A 19,347-nucleotide genomic window follows, 5' to 3' on the forward strand; every position below is an offset into this window, starting at 1 on the left:
ACAGGAGGAACATATCGTGGCAAAGGTTCGCACAAAAGACGTAATGGAACAGTTCAATTTGGAATTAATCAGCGGAGAAGAAGGGGTTAACCGCCCGATTACAATGAGTGACTTATCAAGACCAGGCATTGAAATTGCCGGATATTTTACATATTATCCGAGAGAGCGCGTGCAGCTTCTCGGAAAAACAGAGCTTTCTTTCTTTGAACAGCTGCCGGAAGAGGATAAAAAGCAGCGAATGGATTCTCTGTGCACTGATGTAACACCAGCTATTATTCTTTCCAGAGATATGCCTATCCCGCAGGAGCTGATTGACGCTTCCGAGAAAAACGGCGTGCCTGTCCTCAGATCGCCGCTGAAAACGACAAGGCTGTCAAGCCGTTTAACCAATTTTCTTGAGAGCCGTCTGGCGCCTACTACAGCGATTCATGGCGTTCTTGTCGATATTTACGGTGTCGGCGTGCTGATTACGGGAAAAAGCGGCGTCGGGAAAAGTGAAACCGCACTGGAGCTTGTGAAAAGGGGGCACCGCCTCGTTGCCGATGATTGCGTTGAAATTCGTCAGGAGGATCAGGATACCCTTGTCGGAAACGCGCCTGAATTAATTGAGCATCTCCTTGAAATCAGGGGGCTTGGCATTATCAACGTGATGACGCTGTTTGGTGCCGGCGCGGTCAGAAGCAATAAACGAATTACGATTGTCATGAATCTTGAACTCTGGGAGCAGGGCAAGCAATACGACCGTCTCGGACTTGAGGAAGAAACCATGAAAATCATTGATACAGAAATTACAAAACTGACGATTCCCGTCCGTCCGGGCCGAAATCTCGCAGTCATTATCGAGGTGGCAGCGATGAACTTCAGATTGAAGCGGATGGGTCTGAACGCCGCTGAGCAATTTACAAACAAGCTGGCGGACGTCATTGAAGACGGCGAACAAGACGAATAGGAGTTGGCGTTAAATGAATGAAGCGATAGAACCACTCAATCCGATAGCTTTTCAGCTGGGGCCGTTAGCCGTCCATTGGTACGGAATCATTATCGGTCTCGGCGCTTTGCTAGGGCTTTGGATTGCGATGAGGGAAAGTGAGAAACGGGGGCTGCAGAAAGACACGTTTATCGATCTTGTCCTGTTTGCCATTCCGATTGCGATTATTTGCGCACGAATTTATTACGTTGCATTTGAATGGGATTATTATGCAGCACATCCGGGAGAAATCATTAAGATTTGGAAGGGCGGCATTGCCATACACGGCGGGTTAATCGGCGCCATTTTAACAGGTTATGTATTTTCAAGAGTGAAAAATCTTTCGTTCTGGAAGCTTGCGGATATTGCCGCACCAAGCATTTTGCTCGGCCAGGCGATCGGCCGATGGGGAAACTTCATGAACCAGGAAGCGCACGGCGAGGCAGTCAGCAGAGCCTTTTTAGAAAGCCTGCACCTGCCTGAATTTATCATCAATCAAATGTACATCAACGGGCAATATTATCACCCTACTTTTTTATATGAATCACTGTGGAGCCTTGTCGGCGTCATCGCTTTGCTGCTCCTGCGCAGAGCGAATTTGCGGAGAGGCGAGCTTTTCTTGATCTATATCATTTGGTATTCAATTGGAAGATACTTTATTGAAGGAATGAGGACTGACAGCTTAATGCTGACTGATGCACTTCGCATCGCTCAGGTGATTTCAATTGTATTGATTGTTTTGGCTGTGGCAGCCATCATCTTCAGACGCGTGAAGGGGTACTCAAAGGAGCGGTACGCGGAGTAGACGTCAACAAAGGGGGATGAGGGATGAAGAAAATCTTTCTGACTGGTCTTGCGGCAGGTCTTCAAACAACATGGACGCTCGGTAAAGTCATTTTCCCGGTAACACTATTGGTCACTTTGCTTCAGCATACGCCTGTCATGGATTGGCTGGTACGGCTGATCACACCGGTTATGGGCCTGTTCGGCCTTTCAGGTGAAGCGGCTATTCCGCTTGTGCTGGGAAATATGCTGAATCTGTACGCTGGAATTGCCGGGATTTTGACATTGGATTTATCTGTGAAGGAAGTTTTTATTTTAGCTGTTATGCTTTCATTCTGTCATAACTTGATCATCGAATCGACAGTTGCCGCAAAGGTTGGCATCAGAATTGGCGTTATTTTGGCGGTGCGCATCGGTTTGGCCGCTGTGTCAGCAATCGTCATTAATCTCATTTGGCATGGCGGACAGGAAACGGCGCAGTACGGTTTTATCGCTGCAAAGAGTGCAGCGCCAGACGGCTGGCTGGCAATGCTAGCCGAGGGTTTAACGAAAGCCGGACTTGGTGTTTTGCAGCTCGCGGCAATTGTGATCCCGCTGATGATCATCATTCAGTTTTTAAGAGATTTAGGCTGGCTGCATCGTTTTTCCAGGTGGCTGTCTCCGTTTACGCAGCTGCTTGGCATGAATAAAAATACGTCCATGACGATGGTCGCGGGATTGACGATCGGTCTGGCCTACGGAGCGGGTGTTATGATCAAAGCTGTCGAGGATGACGGCGTGAGCAGACGGGATATGACATTGGCGTTTATTTTTCTTGTTGCCTGCCACGCGGTCGTGGAAGATACACTTGTCTTTATTCCGCTCGGCATACCGGTATGGCCTCTTCTTCTGATACGTGTCACCACAGCAGTGCTGCTGACAATGATTATTGCGCATACATGGAAAAAATGGAAACCCTCAGCGGTTGGAAAGGAAGCAATATGAGTGACAAACAAGTAACGACAATTCTGTTTGATTTAGACGGAACGCTTATTAATACGAATGAATTAATTATCGCGTCCTTTTTGCATACACTGGAGCATTATTACCCGAGCAAGTATAAACGAGAGGATGTCCTTGCGTTTATCGGGCCGTCTCTTTTTGAAACATTCTCCTCGATGGATGCTGATAAATGCGATGATATGATCGCCATGTACAGAGCGTACAATCATGACATGCATGATTCACTCGTAACCGAATATGAAACAGTGTATGAAACCCTGGATGCATTGAAAAAGGCCGGCTTTAAATTAGGGATTGTAACAACGAAATTAAGAGATACTGTCAATATGGGCCTCAAGCTGACGGGGATCGGTGAATTTTTTGAAACGGTCGTCACCCTCGATGATGTGTCGATGGCAAAGCCTGATCCCGAGCCGGTTCTTTTAGCGCTGAAACAGCTTGGAAGCGAGCCTGGGGAAGCCATTATGGTCGGAGATAATTACCACGATGTGCTGGCAGGGAAAAACGCCGGAACAAAAACGGCAGGAGTCGCATGGACGATTAAAGGGCCGGAAATGCTGGCGAAGCATGAGCCTGATTATATGCTTGAGAAAATGAGTGATCTATTACAAATCGTTGGAGTGAAGTAATCTGTGAGAAAAACAGATCGCCATCCGGTCTCGGGGGCTAACTCACTATGGCATGTCTATCAAACGGTGCCTTTTGTAAAGGTTGTCAAAAATTTTATCGTCATTCAAATTGCGAGATATACACCGTTTATAGGGATGAAAAACTGGCTGTACCGTACATTTCTGCGGATGAAGGTTGGAAATCAGACATCCTTTGCCCTCATGGTGATGCCGGATATTATGTTTCCGGAAAAGATCTCAGTCGGAACAAATACAATTATCGGGTACAATACGACCATTTTGGCCCATGAGTATTTGATTCATGAATACCGGATCGGCAAAGTCCTGATCGGAGACGAAGTGATGATCGGTGCGAACACGACCATTCTGCCAGGTGTGGAAATAGGGGATGGTGCGGTTGTGTCAGCCGGAACGCTTGTCCATAAAGACGTGCCTGCCGGGGCATTTGTCGGCGGAAATCCGATGAGGATCATCTATACGAAGGAAGAAATGCAAGCAAGATTGAAAAGTCCCGCTGAATAAACTTCAGCGGGATTTTTCATTTTAAAATTGAGTATTATTGTTTTCGTAAATATGCTGAACGCCAATCCATTTTTGGCCGACATTGGAGTAGCGTGTATTTGTCATTCTGACCGTGCTTGTTTTGCTGTCTGTCCGGAATATCGCTTCTTTCATGTTCGTGATGGTACACTTGTCGATGATCACATCAACGTGGAAGGTTGAACCGCCAAGCTGTCTAATGAACTTTCCGCCATTGTCCGCCGTGAAGTTTTTCACTGTGAAGGTGCTCGCTTTATTGATTTGGAAAATCTTATCTGACGCTTTTTGGGCAGAGCCGCCATCGATGGTCACTTTTCCTTCCTTCTTCACCGTTAACGCATCCTCACCAACATCTTCCCACTTCACATTCTGAATGTTAACGTTTCCATAAGTGTGCACGCCATCAGCAGCAGGTGTGCCGAGCACCACATTTTTCAGAGTTGCTCCATCCTCTACACGAAAAACAGGTTCCTGATTTTCGGACTGGCTTCCGTCACCTAATTCTTTCCCTGCTACAAACCGCTGTCCCTTCCCGTCATATGTTGTATTTTTTGGTACGATAATTGTTTCGTGAACCACTTTGTCAGCTGCAAAAGCAGTTAATGATTGAAACTGGCTGAAACCCATAACCAAACTGAACATAAATAGGATAGACACGATTTTTTTCAATGATAAAATCCTCCCCGGATATCTTTAATTTTTGTAAGAGAAGCCTCAGCGTCTTGCACCGGCTTCTCTAACATAGATCGGGGCAAGGCTGAATCTGCTTTAATCATAAAAACAGACAGCCTGAAAGTAAAGACAATTTTGGATGATAAATGGAAAATGAATCGATATTACGGATTGAAACAAAAAGCATGAATATTGTCGTATTTGCTCAGGGTAGAGCATAGGCACTGTGAAAGCGAACAGTTTTCAGCAGTTTACCTTTGAATAACGATGGCTTGGCTGCCCATTTGTTCCCACGCTTTTTCAAAGCTGGTTCTGTCGGTTTTTCTGTTTTTGTAGCCATACGGATCATTGAGATACACGTATTTTTCATCATATCCTGTAACGGCGACACTGTGTTCGCTGTACGTGATATCTATTGTTCCGTTTGGCGTTTTCCATGTCTGCATGTTGTCAACCGGCGTAAAGTTGGCGGTCGTAATGACCCAAACAGGATTGCCTTTCTCAAGCTGTTCATAAACAGCGGAAATGCTTTTTCCAGTCAGGTCAGACACTTTGTTGCCGGCATAGGTTTTCGCCAGCTTATAGATCGGTCCGTGGTAGACGCCGAGACCCGGGCCATTCGCCATATCCCCGACAAATCCGTCATTCGGATCACCTTTTAATCCGCTGCTGTATGTCAAAGGCACTATGGCAATCTGGTCTGCCAGTGTGTTTTTTGTTACGTCGTATCCCGCGTAATTCAGCACCATCGCAAGGCTTGTTACTTCACAGCCGTTATAGAGCCGAGGCGCGTCCATCTGGTTATAAAGGATGACATCCAGCGGTTCGGCGCTTCCCTTCAGCTCCTTTTTGCTGTTGGCTGCCGATTCTTTTTCAGCCTCTTTTTTATCGCTATTGAAAAAAGGAATATCTATATCTTTTGCATTTATTTTAAGTCCGAAAAAAATGACGCCTGAAAGTATGATCAGTATACATAGAGTTCGCAGTGTTTTCATCTTTATCTCCTTGTTCTCTATTTGATTTGTATTATAGCATGCCAAACATAAAGAATTTGAGATATTACGTACCTTTAATTATTTATTCATGATTTTTTCATAATTAGGAGGAGGGCATCTGAATGAAAAATATCCTAGCTAAAGTTAAGCATTGATTTTCATTCTTTCATCTGCTAACATATTATCATATTAACGAACTAAAGGATTCGGAATTTTCCTTCAAACAATGGCAACGGAGGTGCTCGGGTTGATGTTTATGTTTGAAAAACCGCACGGCATGAGAGATACACTGCCCGGTTTATACGAAACGAAAAAAAAGGTGAGACAATCGTTAACCGATTTGATAGATAAATGGGGATATCAATTTATGGAAACGCCGACGCTGGAGTTTTACGATACCGTTGGCGTGCAGTCAGCGATTGAAGAGCAGCAGCTGTTCAAGCTTCTTGATCAGGACGGCAAGACATTGGTGCTTCGCCCGGATATGACAGGACCGATTGCAAGGGTGGCGGCATCAAAGCTTCTGAAACACGATCATCCGCTCAGAGTCGGCTATGCGGCAAATGTGTTCAGGGCTCAGGAACGCGAAGGCGGACGCCCTGCCGAATTCGAGCAGGTCGGAGTGGAATTAATCGGTGACGGTACGACAAGCGCGGATGCGGAGGTCATTGCTTTAGTAATCGGTGCGTTAAAAAGCGCCGGGCTGTCTTCCTTTAAAATTGCCATCGGCCATGCCGGCATTGCGGATGCCCTGTTTGTTGAGGTGCTCGGAAACGTTGAGCGTGCTGATGTGCTGCGGAGGTTTTTATACGAGAAGAACTATGTCGGCTACAGAGAACATGTCAAGTCTCTCCCGCTTTCCTCCATTGATAAAAGAAGGCTGCTTGAGCTTCTTGAATTGCGGGGCGGCATAGAAGTATGCGGACGTGCTGAGGAAATCGTCGATTCTGAGCAAGGAAAAAGCGTGGTTGATGAGCTGAAGGCGCTGTGGGACATTCTTGAGGATTACGGATGTACGGAAAATGTCCGCCTTGATCTGAATATGGTCAGCCACATGAGCTATTACACAGGGATTTTATTTGAAGTGTACGCCGAAAATGTCGGTTTTGTCATTGGAAGCGGCGGCCGTTATAACAAGCTTCTGGGCCATTTTGATTCGCCCGCGCCGGCAACAGGCTTCGGGCTTCGGATCGACCGGCTGATTGAAGCGCTTCATATGAAAGACGAACCTTGTGAAATAGACGCTGTTATTTTCAGCAAAGAGCAGCGGGTGCAAGCCATCGCTTATGCGAATGAAGAACGTATGAAGGGGAACAAAGTGGTTCTTCAAGATTTATCAGGAATTGAAAATATCGATCAGATGACAAAATCTTTTGCAAATGTCACCTATTTTATCGGTGCCAGAAAGGAAGAGCAAAATGGGTAAGTTACTCACAATGGCGATGCCGAAGGGCCGGATATTTGAAGAAGCGGCAGGGCTGCTGCGGCAGGCTGGCTACAAGCTCCCTGAGGAGTTTGAAGATTCAAGAAAACTGATCATTGATGTGCCGGAGGAAAATCTCCGTTTCATATTAGCTAAACCGATGGACGTGACCACATATGTGGAGCATGGCGTTGCAGATGTCGGAATTGCAGGCAAGGATGTCATGCTGGAGGAAGAGCGCGATGTGTATGAGGTGCTGGATTTGAAAATCAGCAAATGCCACTTGGCAGTCGCCGGACTTCCGAATACAGACTGGAGCGGCGTAGCACCGAGAATCGCGACAAAGTATCCGAATGTGGCCTCCAGTTATTTTAGAGAGCAGGGGGAACAAGTCGAAATCATTAAGCTCAACGGTTCAATCGAGCTGGCCCCGCTCATCGGCCTTGCAGACAGGATTGTGGATATCGTTTCCACAGGACAGACGCTGAAAGAAAACGGGCTTGTTGAAACGGAGCACATTTGTGACATTACTTCCCGCTTTATCGTAAACCCGGTAAGCTATCGCATGAAAGACGATGTGATTGACGAAATGGCATCCCGCTTATCTCTCGTTGTGGAAGGAGAAACGGCAAAATGAAGATCAAAACCATCAGCGGCGCAGAACGGTTTTCTCTTAAGCGGTCCATAGATGCCGGAACGGATGAGCAAAGAAAAACGGTCCGATCGATTATTGAAGATGTAAAAGCAAACGGTGATCAGGCGGTCCGCAGCTACACGGCGAGATTTGACGGCATCGAAATAGACAGCCCGCTGGTCACAAAAGAAGAAATTGAAAAAGCATACACCTCGCTGGATTCACAGCTGCTTCAGGTGATGAGGCAGGCAATCGAAAATATTAGGGAATATCATGAGAGACAGCTGCAATCCTCCTGGTTTTATCACAGAAAAGACGGCACCATGCTGGGGCAGAAAGTGACGGCGCTTGATTCCGCCGGTGTATATGTGCCGGGGGGAACGGCGGCATATCCTTCATCTGTTTTAATGAATGTCATCCCGGCGCTGACAGCGGGTGTGGAAAGAATCGTTCTTGTGACGCCTCCGGGAAAAGACGGACAGCTGTCCCCAGGGGTCTTAGTCGCTGCTGCTGAGCTAGGCATAAAAGACATTTACAAAATGGGCGGCGCTCAGGCGATTGCGGCGCTGGCGTACGGAACAGAAACCATTGAGCCGGTGGATAAAATCACAGGCCCGGGAAATATTTATGTCGCGCTTGCCAAACGAGAGGTGTTCGGCGATGTCGATATCGATATGATTGCCGGACCGAGTGAAATAGTCGTCCTGGCTGATGAAACAGCGATACCGAGGGAAATTGCGGCCGACCTGCTGTCACAGGCGGAACACGATAAGCTCAGCTCAAGTGTATTTGTCACAGATTCCATGACGCTGGGCGAGGCGGTTTCAGCCGAAGTGAACGAGCAGTTGAAAACCTTGCCGCGAAGAGAAATAGCGGAAGCTGCAGTGAACGATTACGGGTGTATATATGTGGCGGAAACAATGGATGAAGCCATTGATACTGTCAATACACTCGCACCGGAGCATTTAGAAATCATCACACAGTCTCCCGAAGCTTTGCTTGGCAGAATCAAACATGCGGGTGCGATTTTCTTAGGCAGATACAGCCCTGAGCCTGTCGGAGATTACTTTGCCGGACCGAACCATGTGCTTCCGACAAACGGAACAGCCAGATTTTCAAGTCCATTAAACGTAACCGATTTTCAAAAGAGATCGAGCATTATTTCTTACAGTCAATCGGCCTTTGAAGAACATGCCGAAAGCATCGCGGCTTTTGCCAGACTTGAAGGATTAGAAGCGCATGCCAGATCAATTGAAGCGAGAGAACGGAGGAATTCAAAATGAGAAAAGCGGAACGCGCCAGAAAAACAAACGAAACAGATATTGAGCTGGCATTCGCAATAGACGGCGAGGGACAAGCGGATATCAAAACAGACGTGCCGTTTATGACACACATGCTGGATTTATTCACGAAACACGGACAATTTGATCTTTCCATTAACGCGAAAGGTGATGTTGATATAGATGATCACCACACGACTGAAGATATCGGCATTTGCCTAGGGCAGGCGCTGCTTGAAGCCTTAGGCGATAAAAAAGGAATTAAACGCTACGGATCAGCGTTTGTACCGATGGATGAGGCGCTTGCTCAAGTCGTGATTGATTTAAGCAACCGCCCGCACTTGGAAATGCGCGCGGACTTCCCGGCGGCTAAAGTCGGAACATTTGATACGGAGCTTGTACATGAATTTTTGTGGAAGCTGGCGCTTGAAGCTCGGATGAACCTGCACGTTATCGTTCATTACGGCACAAACACTCACCACATGATTGAAGCTGTTTTTAAAGCGCTCGGACGTGCGCTTGATGAAGCAACAGCGATTGATCCGCGTGTTAAAGGAATACCATCAACGAAAGGGATGCTGTAAATGATCGGCGTGATAGATTACGGAATGGGCAATTTATACAGTGTCTCAAAGGCGCTTGAGCGTGTCGGCGTGCCGTACTTTGTTTCTGAAAAGCCGGAGGAGCTGAGAGAAGCCGATGCCTTCATTTTGCCGGGAGTCGGTTCATTTGGAGACGCGATGGACAATTTGCGCAACGCGAAGCTCGATCAATTGATTCACGATATGGTCTCAGAGGGAAGACTGTTTCTCGGGATTTGCCTCGGCATGCAGCTTTTATTTGATGAAAGCGAAGAAAACGGTACCGCGTCAGGCCTCGGGCTGTTAAAAGGAAAAGCAGTCAGGCTGAAAGCAAAAGATGAGAAAGGAAACAAGCTGAAGGTTCCGCATATGGGCTGGAACCGCCTTTCCTTTCATAACGAATCTCCGCTGCTGGCTGAAGCAGAAGAAGGCTACGCTTATTTCGTGCATTCTTATTACATTGACGGGGTGGAGGAGGACGCGCTTCTGGCAAGCGCTGATTATGGTGTGCGAGTGCCTGCTGTAGTTGGAAAAAGGAACGTCTTCGGCGCCCAATTTCACCCGGAAAAAAGCAGCACGGTCGGAATGTCTATCTTAACCCAATTCACGAAAATGGCAGCAGAACAGAAGGTGAAAAAATGAGGGCTTTTACATTATATCCGGCAATTGATATGAGAAACGGCAAATGTGTCCGCCTTGTTCAAGGAGATTATAATAAGGAAACGATATACGGCGATTCACCTTACGACATGGCCGCGTTATTTGCGAGTGAGGGTGCCGAATGGATCCATCTCGTTGATCTCGACGGCGCAAAAGAAGGGAAAAGGGTAAATGACCGCCATGTGATCGAGATTGCCCAAAAGCTGGACCTGAAAGTCGAAATTGGCGGCGGGATCCGTTCCGAAAGTGACGTCTATGAATACTTATCAGCAGGAGTCGATCGGGTGATCCTGGGGAGCTCAGCTGTCTCTAACCCACCGTTTGTAAAAAAAATGCTGAAACAATATGGCGAGAAAATTGCTATCGGACTGGATGCGAGAAACGGCTTTGTTTCAACAGAGGGATGGCTGGAAACATCAACTCTTAAGGCAACCGAACTAGGCAAAGAGCTTGCCAATGAAGGTGCGGAAGTCTTTATTTTTACTGACATCGCGACAGACGGAATGCTGTCAGGCCCCAATATTGAAAGCACTGTCGAGCTTGCGAAGGAAACGGGGAAATCTGTGATCGCTTCCGGCGGAGTCAGCTCCGTCGCGGACCTCGAAGCCCTCGCCCGCTATCAGGCGGACGGCGTTTCTGGAGCGATCATCGGAAAAGCGCTGTATACCAATCAGTTTACGCTGAGCGAGGCGCTTGAAAGGGTGAAGCGGAAATGATTACAAAACGGATTATTCCATGTCTTGATGTTAAAGAAGGACGCGTTGTCAAAGGAATTCAATTTCTTGAATTGAAGGATGCCGGTGACCCAGTTGAACTGGCGGAAGTGTACGACCAGGAAGGCGCGGATGAACTCGTTTTTCTTGATATTTCTGCCTCGCATGAAGGACGCAAAACGATGGTTGACGTTGTGGAGCAGGTTGCCGCGAAGCTCGCGATTCCGTTTACAGTCGGCGGCGGCATCAATCAGCTCAGCGATATGAAAACGATTCTGCGTGCCGGAGCGGACAAAGTTTCGGTTAACACGGCAGCTGTTCTCCGCCCTGAGCTGATTACAGAAGGAGCCGAGTTTTTCGGTTCTCAATGCATCGTCCTTGCCATCGATGCCAAGTATGACCAAGAATCTGACACATATAAGGTCTACACGCACGGCGGCAGAAAGAAAACAGATTGGGAAGTCACAGCATGGGCAAAAGAAGGCGTCAAACGCGGAGCCGGAGAAATATTGCTGACAAGTATGGACTCCGACGGTGAGAAAAAAGGCTTTGACCACAGGCTGACAAAACTTGTTTCTGAAGCTGTCACCGTACCTGTTATCGCATCGGGAGGAGCGGGAAACGCGCAGCATATGCTTGAGGCTTTTACAAAAGGAGAAGCCGACGCGGCACTTGCCGCCTCTATTTTTCATTATAAAGAAACATCGATTAAAGAAGTGAAATCATACTTGAAAGAGCACGGGGTGAATGTGAGATGAAACAGGCAGATGAACTGCGTTTTAACGAGGACGGATTAATTCCTGCCATCGTACAGGATGCGGCAAGTAAAGAAGTGCTGACACTTGCCTATATGAACAAGGAATCGTACGAAAAAACGCTGGAAACAAAAGAAACATGGTTTTACAGCCGCTCGCGCCAAGCGTTATGGCATAAAGGGGAAACCTCAGGGAACACGCAAGCCGTCAAAGGTATCCGGTATGACTGCGACCAGGACGCGCTGATCGTACTCGTAGAACCGTCCGGCCCAGCATGCCACACTGGCAGCTACAGCTGTTTTACAAAGGAACAATCAGAAGAACAGGCTGCGGGCCGATTCGGCATCATTAACGAACTGGAGCGCGTGATCGCGGAACGCCAAGCGGAAATGCCTGAAGGAGCTTACACCACTTACCTTTTCCGAGAAGGTGTTGATAAGATTTTGAAAAAAGTCGGTGAAGAAGCATCCGAAGTCATCATCGCCGCGAAGAACCGAGACCACGAGGAACTCAAATGGGAAGCGGCAGACCTGCTGTATCACCTGCTTGTCCTGCTCAGAGAGCAAGCTCTGCCGCTGGATGATGTGCTAGATGTATTGAAAAAACGCCATTCTGAAAAGTAAGAGGATGGGAGCTGTCTTATATGGCAGCTCCTTTTTTTATGCATCTTTATGACTGATCCATCGTGTTATTGATAGGAGGGATCTTTATCCTATTTCATTAGTCCTCCTTCTGTGAATCCAGGTGAAACCCAGTCTAATTTCCTATTTATCTAATTTTATCCATGTTGTAACATAAACGAGGATAAAATAATCACTTTGTAACAGGGTCATTAGTATGATTTTGATAAATCAGTTTAAAAACCCGTGGAGGTTCGTAATGAAAAAGATCATCTTTATTTGCTTCAGCTTATTACTTGCCCTGACAGGAGGATGCAGTATGAACGACAATGATAAAAACAACACAAATGACAATAAAACAGAAGCCCCAAAACCAAAAGACATGGATCCAAAAGACCTGCCGCAAGTTCCCGCGTTTCAGGACGAGAAAACGAGGGAGTATATGGTGTCAACGAAAGAAGAGGAGCCGGGGTATTATTTGCTGGAATCTAAGCTGAAAGGGTTTAGGATGTTGTTTCCGGCGGATGGTGAGTATCTTCCTGATTATTCTACTTCAAATGGAAAAAATAGCGAATCGATTGGATTTGAAAGCTACAATGAAAAATCAAATATTCTCTTAGATGCGCAAATAAGCTACTATAACAAATCTTCATTTATTAATGATCCAGAGACAATGCTGGATCAAATTAGTAATGAGAATGGTTACAAAGGCAATTTTATAAAGCAAAAAACTGACGGAAAAGTAGTTTACGCAGCATCAAAAAAAAGCAATTTTAAAAACAGTGATCGTAAATACAATTTTTCCTTTCGTTATTTTGGATATATAAAATCCAATGAAGAAGAGTACCTGGGGATAGTATATTCTTTTATAGTCCGCTGTAAAAAAGATGATAAACCTTGTACTTTGGATGAAGATCAAGCAAAAGAAAAAACTGGCACTCTAATTAATTCTATAACCTTTTTAAGAAATAAAAAGGAGGGTAGAGATGGACAATAAGAATGTTTTCGTAAATGAAAATGTAAAGCTCCGTTTAATTAACTTAGAGTATGCCTATAAAGAAAAGTTTGCATCGAACAATCCGGAAAAAGTAAAAAAAGCCAAGGAAGAGTTTGAAGCTGAAATACGGAGGATCTATAAAGAAGAAACTAACTCGGAGCTTCCAAAAGAAATAGAGATATATACTTCATATGAACTTATTCAAGAAAATAAGAACATAGATAAACAGATTAAAGATTCTGGTTATGATGGTACAGCGATTTATATAAAGGAAAAGAAAAATGATATAGAGCAGCTCCATGTTATTTCTGAGGGGAGTGCTGATAACGCAGATTGGTCTTATAATTTTTTTGGTTTGTTTTTAGGTATTGATGATAACCAATACAGAGCTACTAGAGAGTTTGTAAAGAATTCAAAGAAAAAAGCAGGTAATTCCGAGGAATTGAGAACATTTGCGCTTGGTCATTCTCTTGCTAATAATAACCAAGTATTAGCTCAGTTAATTGATGGAGAATTTGATGAAGTATATGGTGTGAATGGAGCACAAATAAGTATCGACCAAATATTGTTAGCTGATAGAAATTTGGTAGATTTCCTATTGAATAAATATGATCTTAGTCGCCAAGAGCTTAAAGAGCTTCCACGAGAACAGCTAAAAAAAGCAGTTATCAAGTACTACAATGACAAAGGCGTAACAGCAAACATCACCCAACGCATTTCCAAGGATGACCCGCTCTATGGCGTCAGCGGAAAGGCTGATTTTATTACATTTGGCAATGTAAAGATGAAAGATACAAACACGGATGTCAAAGGAATCAGAAGCATTATAGATAAGATTCCCGATGAGGATGTCCGCTCTATCCAAAACTTTTTGCGAAAGTATTCGGATGACTATAAAAAAGATGGTCTAAACGGCTTTATCTTGGCTTCAACCGGTATAGATGCAGAGCTTGTCGGCAGTATATTTAGTGCTGAAGGAAATGTGGCGAAAGGGAAAATAGTGAAAAATCGGTTTGGGGATATAAAGGTAATGGTTAAAAATATCGGTGACAAAATGCCAACCTTTATCGAATTCGTCCATACTATTTTGAATAATAGCGGGACAGTTGTGGATCAGCTTGAAGAGAATGGGTATATTGATGAGGCACAAAAGAAGAGTATCAAAAAACAGTTGAAAATCGTTAATAATAAGATAGGTGATATAGAAATTCAGTACCAACAGCTAAAATCTGCACTTTCTACTAATAATGTAGTTGCAATTGTTTATTATGTCTGTGAGTTAGTAGGAAGTGTTAATGAATTAAAGGCTGCATTTGAAACACTCGACAAAGAAACAAAAGACGCATTAAAACTCATCGTTGACGGCCACAGCATTGTTCAAATGCTGAACGCATTATCAAAGGAAAAAGGCTTCAGCTATAAAGGCTCCGATATTTATTTTACAGGGAAGAGCGGCTCGGGAGAAACGATTAAAGTTAATATCTCATCCGCTGTCAGAATCTATCAAAACGGTATGAAGATCGTTGAAGATATGGAAGATGCGATTTCTAAGTACCAGAAGGTTTACAGTCAGGAAATCGATGAAGACTTTATAGACAAAAAACAGGCGATCACCACGGCTATTCATCATATGGAAGAAAATCCTTCGCATTATGCCTTCGATCTTCAATTCCGGCTTGCAGCTGGTTTCAGCCACACATTCGATAAATTAGAGAAAATCTCAGTTCATGAATCGTTCCACACAGGTGCGCTGCCTGCTAATGATGGAATTGTTGCTGAATTAAAAAAACAGACAACAGAAAAAAGAGATTTTATCAAAAACATCCGCGAAAGTATTGAAAAGCTGTTTGAAAAAGAAGAAATGATTTCTCAGTTATTTGATTTTCAGCCTTAGGAGGAAAATGAAGAGTGACTTCCTTATTTTCAGAAAGTGAAACAGAAATTGTATCAACCACCTATAGGTTTCTAACCTATGACGAAATGAAGGGGAAAGCAGGCAGCCTCAATAAACCGATCAATGACATTCTCAGCCTGACAAAGAAATTTGAGTCTTCTTTAAAAGAGGAAATCAAAGGTCAAAAAGGGTTGATCGTAAAAAAAATAAAAGAAGAGCTAGAATCAAAAAGCGAAAGTAGAAAAGCTGCACTTCAAATGATAAAAGAAGAACATACTGCAAAAGTTGACCGGTATAAAATGATAATTGAAGACGTGCGACAGCAGGATGTGACATTGACTTATAGAAAAAAGAAGCCTGTTCAAGATGGATAATATAAAATCTCCTATTCAACCATGAGTGGGAGATTTTTATTTTCATCACGGCAAAAATATACTGAAAAAGTCTCTCTCCATTGATATGATTGAGAAAGAGTAAAAATCATCCTTTTGAAATGCTATTTCACCTTTCTGAACGCTGAAACAGGAGGAATAATAATATGCCAAACCAGCAACAAAAATCTAAAAGTAAATTAAAACCCTTTTTTGCATTAGTAAAGCAGACCAATCCTTCTTATGGAAAGCTTGCTTTTGCGTTAATTCTCAGTATTGTGACCACACTGGTCAGCCTGCTGATTCCATTATTAACGAAGCAGCTTGTCGATGGCTTTTCAATGTCAGCCCTGTCAGGAACACAAATCGGGCTGATCGCGCTTGTTTTTCTCGTTCAGGCCGGTTTAAGCGCTTATGCCACCTATGCGCTGAACTATAACGGACAAAAAATCATCTCCGGGCTGAGGGATCTATTATGGAAGAAATTAATTAAGCTCCCTGTCTCCTATTTTGATACAAACGCTTCCGGAGAAACAGTCAGCCGTGTAACGAATGATACGATGGTGGTCAAAGAACTGATTACAACCCATATCAGCGGATTTATTACAGGTATCATTTCTGTCATTGGATCACTGTCTATCTTGTTTATTATGAACTGGAAGCTGACACTGCTTGTGTTAGTGGTCGTTCCTCTGGCCGCTCTTATCTTAATGCCGATAGGCCGGAAGATGTTTTCGATTTCCCGGGAAACGCAAGATGAAACAGCCCGTTTTACAGGCCTGCTGAATCAAATTCTTCCGGAAATTAGGCTCGTCAAGGCTTCAAATGCGGAGGATGTTGAATATGGGCGCGGAAAGATGGGGATTTCTTCCTTATTTAAACTTGGAGTTCGTGAAGCCAAGGTTCAGTCGCTTGTCAGCCCGCTCATCTCACTTGTATTAATGGCAGCTCTCGTAGCAGTCATCGGATACGGCGGCATGCAGGTCTCATCAGGCGAGTTGACCGCCGGAGCGCTCGTGGCATTTATTTTATATTTGTTTCAAATTATTATGCCGATGGGCCAAATTACAACGTTCTTTACACAGCTGCAAAAATCAATCGGTGCAACAGAACGGATGATTGAGATTTTGGCAGAGGAAGAGGAAGATACAGTTACAGGAAAACAAATTGAAAACGCGCATCTGCCTATTCAGCTTGACCATGTATCTTTTGGCTATAAGCCGGATCAGCTGATCTTGAAAGAGATCAGCGCCGTCATTGAGGCAGGGAAAGTAACAGCGATTGTCGGTCCGAGCGGCGGCGGGAAAACGACGCTGTTTAAGCTGCTTGAACGTTTTTATTCGCCGACTGCAGGGACCATTCGGCTGGGGGACGAGCCGGTTGATACTTACTCGCTTGAATCGTGGCGGGAGCACATCGGGTATGTATCACAGGAAAGCCCGTTAATGTCGGGAACGATTAGAGAAAATATTTGCTACGGGTTAGAACGTGATGTAACAGATGCCGAGATCGAAAAAGCCGCGGAGATGGCATATGCACTCAATTTTATAAAGGAGCTGCCAAATCAGCTTGATACTGAGGTGGGCGAACGCGGCATTATGCTGTCAGGCGGACAGAGGCAAAGAATCGCGATTGCGAGAGCGCTTCTCCGTGATCCGAGTATTCTAATGCTTGATGAAGCCACTTCAAGCCTCGACAGCCAATCTGAAAAATCAGTCCAGCAGGCGCTTGAGGTGCTGATGGAGGGCCGTACAACGATTGTCATCGCACACCGCTTATCCACTGTTGTAGACGCGGACCAGCTTTTGTTTGTTGAAAAAGGAGAAATCACCGGACGGGGCACACATCATGAATTAATGGCTTCCCATGATCTATATAGAGATTTTGCTGAACAGCAGCTGAAAATGAACGCGGATTTAGAGAACAAAGCCGGGTAAATTTTGGTCGAATCAGCCAGTAAAAAAGCGGAGGGATTTTCCCAATCCTTCCTTTTGAACTATTGAGGGGCTTGCGATTTATGGTATACTACTGACGGTACATTGTATAAAACGGAGGGTAGTTGTGGGAAAACACACTTCTGAACATAAAAATCACGCACAAATTGTCCAGCTGCTTCAAGATGGACAATATTTTTTTCATAAAGGCTTGAAAGCGTATAAAGAGCGCAATCTGAAACGGGCAAGCAAACTGATTCAGCGCGCGGTTCATTTGGAGCCGGAGGATTCAGAGATGCTTTCGCAGCTTGCGGTCATTTATTCAGAAATGGGCCAATATCAGGAGTCGAACGATCTTCTTGATTATATCATGGCAAATCTGGAGGCCGAAATGCCGGAGTGCCATTACTTTAAAGCGAATAACTTTGCCCATCTGGGGCTCTTTCAAGAAGCTTATAAAGAAGCGGCCGCTTATTCAGATGCGGATCCGGACGGTGAATTCGCCGAAGAAAACGAAAGTCTGCTTGAATTGCTCGATTTAGGAGACGGCGGGCCGGAGGATTCTTTGTATGATCAGGATGAATTGCTGATGAAACAGGATCGGGCAAAGTCACTGCTGGAAAGCGGTCAGCTTGCCGAAGCGGTTGCGGCGCTTGAGGAAATCACAGCCGATTATCCGGAGCTTTGGTCAGCATACAATAATCTGGCGCTTGCCTATTTCTATTCAGGCAACATCGTAAAAGCGAAGCAAACCGCTTACCAAGTGCTCAGTCATAATGAAGGAAACCTACACGCCTTATGCAATCTTCTCGTTTTCTACTATTATGAAAGAGAAGACGAAAAAGTGGCGGAACTGAGTGATCAGCTTTCTAACGTATACCCGATGCTATTGGAACAGCGCTATAAACTGGGAGCCACTTTGGCGCTTGTCGGCCGTTATGAGATCGGATATAAATGGCTCAAATCATTATATAAAAGCGGCTTTGAAGGTGACGACACATTCTTTTACTGGCTCTCGTGCTCCGCTTATTTTACGGGACATACTGATTTTGCCGAGACGATCTGGAGAAAAGTCGAGTCGCAATATCCCGGAGAAGACCGCCCGGCTCCATGGATTGAGCGGAGGGAAGCACTTCCTTCATCTGTAGAACAGCGTCTCGCAGCCTATTATATCAGCAGCACAAAGGGAGAAACGGAGCATCTTGAAGCGGTGATACGCTCGAAGAGAATTACCGCTCCTTTCGAAAATCATTTTGTTAAGCTGCTTTTGAATGGAGATTCCGTGGCAGCTGAAGTATCAGAGGATGCGCTTTTCGCCTATCAAACCGTCAAATTATTGGAGCATGCTGAAAAAGAAGAGATGAAAACAGAAGTCATGAGCTGCTGGGTGTTCCATGTCATCCAGCAAATCCGCGCAGCCGCTCCGTTGAAAAATGAGAGGGGCTGGGCAGCGGCAATCTGTTATATTTGGAAAGAAGCTCACGGCAAACATGATACGAAAAAAGACACAGCGGCCCGATTCGGCATCTCTCCGGCAACTTTGACGAAATATATGAAATATATTGATGATATTCTAGAATAGAATATTTTGAAGAGTCGATTTGTAGAATCGACTCTTTTTTTATTTAGTAGATTATATTAATAAAATAATATCGACAGCTTTTTTACTCATTTAAGAAAAATGACAAACGATGGGCGACTTGACATCTGTTTGAAACACAAATGTAATAAAATTTATCGCTAATTTGTCGAAACTTGATGGTATAATGATTCTCGTACATAAGGAATTAGTGTTTTTTACATATGATGTGAAATAAACGCTATACAACCAGAATAAGAGATGCACAGAATAATTAACCATAAACAACCATCATTCCTCGTAGAGTATGAGGAACGA

20 protein-coding genes are annotated in these 19,347 nt (G+C 44.8%); 18 read left to right on the forward strand and 2 right to left on the reverse strand.

Features of this window, described 5'->3' with window-relative positions:
* The first annotated feature begins 16 nt into the window (after positions 1 to 16).
* From hprK to hprF, 5 genes are read left to right on the forward strand one after another with little or no spacing between them, the layout of a single operon-like run.
* On the forward strand, positions 17 to 949 hold the full coding sequence (gene hprK, locus LWH95_RS00365) for an HPr(Ser) kinase/phosphatase (RefSeq protein ID WP_003235406.1): 933 nt from the start codon (positions 17 to 19) through the stop codon (positions 947 to 949).
* Positions 950 to 962: 13 nt separating this feature from the next.
* Complete coding sequence (gene lgt, locus LWH95_RS00370; RefSeq protein ID WP_148982517.1) at positions 963 to 1,772, forward strand: prolipoprotein diacylglyceryl transferase; 810 nt, start codon at positions 963 to 965, stop codon at positions 1,770 to 1,772.
* A gap of 23 nt (positions 1,773 to 1,795) precedes the next feature.
* A complete protein-coding gene (locus LWH95_RS00375) occupies positions 1,796 to 2,734 on the forward strand; it encodes a nucleoside recognition domain-containing protein (RefSeq protein WP_232918702.1) in 939 nt (312 codons plus the stop codon).
* Positions 2,731 to 3,381: a pyrophosphatase PpaX gene (gene ppaX / locus LWH95_RS00380; RefSeq protein ID WP_019259575.1), complete on the forward strand. Its 651-nt coding sequence runs from the start codon at positions 2,731 to 2,733 to the stop codon at positions 3,379 to 3,381. The genes LWH95_RS00375 and ppaX overlap by 4 nt, the downstream gene beginning before the upstream one ends.
* A gap of 3 nt (positions 3,382 to 3,384) precedes the next feature.
* The gene (gene hprF / locus LWH95_RS00385) at positions 3,385 to 3,903 is read left to right on the forward strand and encodes a heptaprenylglyceryl phosphate O-acetyltransferase (protein WP_003235402.1); all 519 of its coding nucleotides are present in this window, start codon (positions 3,385 to 3,387) and stop codon (positions 3,901 to 3,903) included.
* Positions 3,904 to 3,924: 21 nt separating this feature from the next.
* Here hprF and pelC read toward each other — a convergent pair whose 3' ends face one another.
* Both pelC and LWH95_RS00395 read right to left on the reverse strand, forming a co-directional pair.
* Positions 3,925 to 4,590, reverse strand: a complete 666-nt coding sequence (pelC, locus tag LWH95_RS00390) for a pectate/pectin lyase PelC (RefSeq protein WP_232918703.1) — start codon at positions 4,588 to 4,590, stop codon at positions 3,925 to 3,927.
* Between the two features lie 254 nt (positions 4,591 to 4,844).
* A complete protein-coding gene (locus LWH95_RS00395; protein WP_148982520.1) occupies positions 4,845 to 5,588 on the reverse strand; it encodes a C39 family peptidase in 744 nt (247 codons plus the stop codon).
* Positions 5,589 to 5,838: 250 nt separating this feature from the next.
* Between LWH95_RS00395 and LWH95_RS00400 the strand changes: the two genes are divergently transcribed.
* The 13 genes from LWH95_RS00400 to LWH95_RS00460 all read left to right on the forward strand — a co-directional run bounded on the left by LWH95_RS00400 (position 5,839) and on the right by LWH95_RS00460 (position 19,032).
* Positions 5,839 to 7,014: an ATP phosphoribosyltransferase regulatory subunit gene (locus tag LWH95_RS00400; RefSeq protein WP_148982521.1), complete on the forward strand. Its 1,176-nt coding sequence runs from the start codon at positions 5,839 to 5,841 to the stop codon at positions 7,012 to 7,014.
* Positions 7,007 to 7,648: an ATP phosphoribosyltransferase gene (hisG, locus tag LWH95_RS00405; RefSeq protein ID WP_003219799.1), complete on the forward strand. Its 642-nt coding sequence runs from the start codon at positions 7,007 to 7,009 to the stop codon at positions 7,646 to 7,648. Before LWH95_RS00400 ends, hisG begins: the two co-directional genes overlap by 8 nt.
* Positions 7,645 to 8,928, forward strand: coding sequence for a histidinol dehydrogenase (gene hisD / locus LWH95_RS00410; protein WP_232918706.1), 1,284 nt, complete (start codon positions 7,645 to 7,647; stop codon positions 8,926 to 8,928). Before hisG ends, hisD begins: the two co-directional genes overlap by 4 nt.
* Positions 8,925 to 9,509 (forward strand): imidazoleglycerol-phosphate dehydratase HisB, encoded by a 585-nt coding sequence (gene hisB, locus LWH95_RS00415; protein WP_003235392.1) that lies wholly within the window; start codon positions 8,925 to 8,927, stop codon positions 9,507 to 9,509. Before hisD ends, hisB begins: the two co-directional genes overlap by 4 nt.
* A complete protein-coding gene (gene hisH / locus LWH95_RS00420) occupies positions 9,510 to 10,148 on the forward strand; it encodes an imidazole glycerol phosphate synthase subunit HisH (protein ID WP_232918709.1) in 639 nt (212 codons plus the stop codon).
* Positions 10,145 to 10,882 carry a 1-(5-phosphoribosyl)-5-[(5-phosphoribosylamino)methylideneamino]imidazole-4-carboxamide isomerase gene (gene hisA, locus LWH95_RS00425; protein ID WP_232918711.1) on the forward strand — a complete coding sequence of 246 codons (738 nt, stop codon included), beginning with the start codon at positions 10,145 to 10,147 and terminating at the stop codon, positions 10,880 to 10,882. Before hisH ends, hisA begins: the two co-directional genes overlap by 4 nt.
* Positions 10,879 to 11,637, forward strand: coding sequence for an imidazole glycerol phosphate synthase subunit HisF (gene hisF / locus LWH95_RS00430; protein ID WP_232918713.1), 759 nt, complete (start codon positions 10,879 to 10,881; stop codon positions 11,635 to 11,637). The genes hisA and hisF overlap by 4 nt, the downstream gene beginning before the upstream one ends.
* The gene (hisIE, locus tag LWH95_RS00435; protein ID WP_003235384.1) at positions 11,634 to 12,257 is read left to right on the forward strand and encodes a bifunctional phosphoribosyl-AMP cyclohydrolase/phosphoribosyl-ATP diphosphatase HisIE; all 624 of its coding nucleotides are present in this window, start codon (positions 11,634 to 11,636) and stop codon (positions 12,255 to 12,257) included. The genes hisF and hisIE overlap by 4 nt, the downstream gene beginning before the upstream one ends.
* A 256-nt stretch (positions 12,258 to 12,513) precedes the next feature.
* Positions 12,514 to 13,251 carry a lipoprotein YvcA gene (locus LWH95_RS00440; RefSeq protein ID WP_232918714.1) on the forward strand — a complete coding sequence of 246 codons (738 nt, stop codon included), beginning with the start codon at positions 12,514 to 12,516 and terminating at the stop codon, positions 13,249 to 13,251.
* The gene (locus LWH95_RS00445) at positions 13,241 to 15,145 is read left to right on the forward strand and encodes a DUF6792 domain-containing protein (RefSeq protein WP_232918716.1); all 1,905 of its coding nucleotides are present in this window, start codon (positions 13,241 to 13,243) and stop codon (positions 15,143 to 15,145) included. Before LWH95_RS00440 ends, LWH95_RS00445 begins: the two co-directional genes overlap by 11 nt.
* A 14-nt stretch (positions 15,146 to 15,159) precedes the next feature.
* A complete protein-coding gene (locus LWH95_RS00450) occupies positions 15,160 to 15,519 on the forward strand; it encodes a hypothetical protein (RefSeq protein ID WP_232918717.1) in 360 nt (119 codons plus the stop codon).
* 164 nt (positions 15,520 to 15,683) lie between these two features.
* Positions 15,684 to 17,453, forward strand: coding sequence for a multidrug resistance ABC transporter ATP-binding protein/permease BmrA (bmrA, locus tag LWH95_RS00455; RefSeq protein ID WP_003235379.1), 1,770 nt, complete (start codon positions 15,684 to 15,686; stop codon positions 17,451 to 17,453).
* Between the two features lie 124 nt (positions 17,454 to 17,577).
* On the forward strand, positions 17,578 to 19,032 hold the full coding sequence (locus LWH95_RS00460) for a tetratricopeptide repeat protein (RefSeq protein ID WP_232918718.1): 1,455 nt from the start codon (positions 17,578 to 17,580) through the stop codon (positions 19,030 to 19,032).
* Positions 19,033 to 19,347 lie beyond the last annotated feature (315 nt).

The organism is Bacillus sp. G16 (assembly GCF_021282335.1).
GTDB classification, from domain to species: domain Bacteria; phylum Bacillota; class Bacilli; order Bacillales; family Bacillaceae; genus Bacillus; species Bacillus inaquosorum.